This window comes from Brevundimonas denitrificans (assembly GCF_030160755.1).
Classification (GTDB): domain Bacteria; phylum Pseudomonadota; class Alphaproteobacteria; order Caulobacterales; family Caulobacteraceae; genus Brevundimonas; species Brevundimonas denitrificans.
Genome location: NZ_BSOY01000121.1, coordinates 1 through 3545, shown reverse-complemented (window position 1 = coordinate 3545; position 3545 = coordinate 1). Strand labels below are relative to the sequence as shown.

Below are 3545 nucleotides of genomic sequence, written 5' to 3'. Positions count from 1 at the left end.
GCCCCGGTCGCGCCGGCGACGCCCGCGCCCGTCGTGGTCGACCAGGCCGGGTTCGACGGCTGGAAGCAGGGGTTCCTCGCCCGTCACGGCGGGGCCCGCCGCGCCGAATACGAGCGCGAGCTCGCCGGCCTCGAGCCCGATCCGTCGGTCATCCGCCTCGACCGCAACCAGCCCGAGTTCAGCCGCCCCGCCGGCGCCTATGTCCAGTCCGCCGCCTCGGCCACGCGCATCGCCCAGGGCCGCGCCCGCATCGACCGCGTGCCGTGGGAGGTGACCCAGCGGTTCGGCGTGCCGACCGAAATCCTTGTCTCGGTCTGGGGCAATGAGAGCGCCTTCGGGGCCATCCAGGGCGACTATGACGTCATCCGCTCCCTCGCCACCCTCGCCTGGGACGGCCGCCGCCGCGACTGGGCCGAAGGTGAACTGAAGAATGCGCTCGACATCGTCATCGACGGCCGCCGCGACCGCGCGGGCCTGAAGGGCAGCTGGGCCGGCGCCATGGGCCAGACCCAGTTCATGCCCGACGCCTATCTGCGTCTCGGCGTCGACCAGACCGGCGACGGCAAGGTCGACATCTGGGGCTCGGACGCGGACGCCCTCGCCTCGGCCGCCAATCTGCTCGCCCGCGCCGGCTGGAAGCCCGGCCAGACCTGGGGCTATGAGGTCGTCCTGCCCGCCGGCTTCGACTACGCCGAGGCCGAGGGCCCGCGCCATCCGTGGCGGTACTGGGCCCAGCGCGGCGTCAGCCTCGCCCGGGGCGGCTCTCCGAACGCCGCCGAGGCGCTGGAGGAGGCGGTCATCCTCCTGCCCCAGGGCGCCCGCGGCCCGGCCTTCCTGGCCCTGCCCAACCACTATGTAATCCGCCGCTACAACAACTCGGTCTCCTACGCCCTGGCCATCGGCCTGACCGCCGACGGCATCGCGGGTCGCCCCGGTCTGGTCGCAAGCTGGCCCGACGACGCCCCCCTGTCCCGCGACCAGCGCATCGGCGCCCAGGCCGCCCTGACCCGGCTCGGCTATGACACCCAGGGCATCGACGGCGTCGTCGGCGCCAACACCCGCGCCGCCCTGCGCCGCTGGCAGATCGCCGAGGGCCGCCTCGCCGACGGCTATCTGACCGCCGATCTGGCGGATGAGCTGATCCGACGGGCGGGGTAGGACCTCGTGTCTCCTCCCCGCTTCGCGGGGAGGGGGACCACGCGAAGCGTGGTGGAGGGGTGGAGCGTGATCGCATGCGATCACGCGACGAATGCCGCGGCGCCGTTTCCACCCCTCCGTCACGGCGCAAAGGCGCGCCGCGCCACCTCCCCATCGCTTCGCGACAGGGAGGAGACAGTAGAACGCTGCTACCCATCCATCGATTGCCAGCATATCCCGAGCCGCCAACCCCCTGATCCCGCACGTCTTTCAAAAATTACAGCGTCACCAGCCCGCCATAGGAACGGCCTCCGCCAGACTCCTCCCATCCCGTCGGTGGGGAGGGCGTCGGATCCAGCGCCCCGATGTCGGCGGGCTGTGGTCGAGCGATGAAGCCCGGGCGGAGGAGAGTCCGGGGGTCCTCGTGGAGGTCGATGGATGGCCTCTGCTTGCTCGCCGCGCGCTTCTTGCGCGGATCGCTGACGGCAAGGCCGTCATGTCCGCCGCGTGTCGCCGGCAGCAATGTCGGCGGCGGTGATCCGGTCAGGCCCGAAATCAGGGCCGCCACCCGGAGGGCGCGTGGAAAACGACTGCGCGGGGCGGTCCGCTTCGTCGAAACGGTAAAACAATCAAATCACCGGGCGAGGCCCGGCCGCTCCGCGCCCTCCCCGAACTTTCCGGCAGCGATGCCGGAGAGCGCGAACCCGTGTCTGATCGAAAGGACAACCATGGCCCGCCGCCGCAGATCACCCCGGTTGACCGACCGGGAATTCATCCGGTCCCTCCAGCTCATCCGTCTGAAAGGCCTGCTGACCGGCGAATATCAGCCCATGTCGAACCGCGAGGAGATGTATCTGCGCCTGCTCCGCGCAGGCCTGCCAGCGGACATCGAGGATTTCGTCATCTCCCGGCCGCTGTTTCACCTTGAGGCCATGGAGCGCAAGGCGGTGGAGGAAGACCTTGCCGCTCCTCCCTCCACATGATCGTTGTTAACCCGCCCCGGCTTCGCTAACCCGAAACGGACCACAACCCGGAACCGCCATGTCCCGCCCGACCGACCGCTTCGAAGGCACGTCCAACTATATCGCCACCGACGACCTCAGGATCGCGGTCAATGCGGCCGTGGCCCTGGAACGTCCCCTGCTGATCAAGGGCGAGCCCGGCACCGGCAAGACCGTCCTCGCCTATGAGATCGCCAGGGCGATGAACGCCCCGCTGATCACCTGGCACATCAAGTCGACGACCAAGGCCCACAACGGCCTGTACGAGTACGACGCCGTCTCGCGCCTGCGTGACAGCCAGCTGGGCGAGGCCCGCGTCCACGATGTGCGCAACTACCTCAAGCCCGGCAAGCTGTGGGAGGCCTTCACCGCCCCGAACCGCCCCGTCCTGCTGATCGACGAGATCGACAAGGCCGACATCGAGTTTCCCAACGACCTGCTGCAGGAACTCGATCGGATGGAATTCTATGTCCAGGAAACGGACGAGACGATCCGCGCCGAGGTCCGCCCCATCGTCGTCATCACCTCAAACAATGAGAAGGAGCTGCCCGACGCCTTTCTGCGCCGCTGCTTCTTCCACTACATCCGCTTCCCGGACGTCGAAACGATGACGGCCATCGTCGACGTCCATTTCCCCGGCATCAAGCCGCGGCTGGTCTCCGAGGGGCTCAAGACCTTCTACGAAATGCGCGATACCCCGGGCCTGAAGAAAAAGCCTTCGACCTCGGAACTGCTCGACTGGCTCAAGTTGCTGCTGGTCGACGATGTCGATCCCGAGACCCTGCGCGAGAAATCGCCCAACAAGCTGATCCCCCCGCTGCACGGCGCCCTGTTGAAGAACGAACAGGACGTTCACCTGTTCGAACGTCTCGCCTTCCTCCACCGTCGCGAGGCCTCCCGCCCCGGAACGTAACAAGGCGAACACACGAACGAACAGGTTTCGACACGCGCCTTACCGCGATTTCACTGGAAAATGAATCAGGCGCGCGCAGGATGAAAGCGTACCAGGACCCCTCGTTGATGCCCCTACGTCCCTTTCTGATCCCGACCCTCTGCGCCTTCGCCGGGCTCGCCGCCTGCGGCGACGGCGTGCGCATCTCCTCGACCCGCAGCGAGAACAATGACGCCAAGGGCGTGCTCAAGGTCGTCGAGACGCTGCAATGCCCGCAGACGATGGGCTCCCTGACGCGCAAGGGTTCGGCCTCTGAAGGCGGCACGGTCTGCACCTACGTCGGTCCAAAGGGCGCGGAGGTCAGCCTGCACCTCGTGCCTCTGGACGGCGAGACGCCCGCCCATGTGCTCAAGGCGTTCGAGCAACGGCTTTCCGGCGACCTGCCCCGCGCCGTCGATGCGCTGGAGGCCGCCGCCGACGCCGCCCAGGCCGGGGCCGCTGCGGCCGACCGCGCG

The 3545-nt window shown here is 68.3% G+C and carries 3 protein-coding genes and 1 pseudogene; all 4 read left to right on the top strand.

The window, feature by feature from the left end; genetic code table 11:
- On the top strand, positions 1–1158 hold a 1158-nt coding region (locus QQJ79_RS15075; RefSeq protein ID WP_284223747.1), incomplete at its 5' end, for a lytic murein transglycosylase.
- Positions 1159–1586: 428 nt separating this feature from the next.
- Entirely contained in the window at positions 1587–2120 is a 534-nt protein-coding gene (locus QQJ79_RS15070) for a hypothetical protein (protein ID WP_284223746.1), read from the top strand.
- A 58-nt stretch (positions 2121–2178) separates the two neighbouring features.
- Positions 2179–3051: an AAA family ATPase gene (locus tag QQJ79_RS15065; RefSeq protein ID WP_284223745.1), complete on the top strand. Its 873-nt coding sequence runs from the start codon at positions 2179–2181 to the stop codon at positions 3049–3051.
- Between the two features lie 107 nt (positions 3052–3158).
- Positions 3159–3545 (top strand): annotated as a pseudogene (locus tag QQJ79_RS15060) (methyltransferase type 11); the annotation flags it as partial.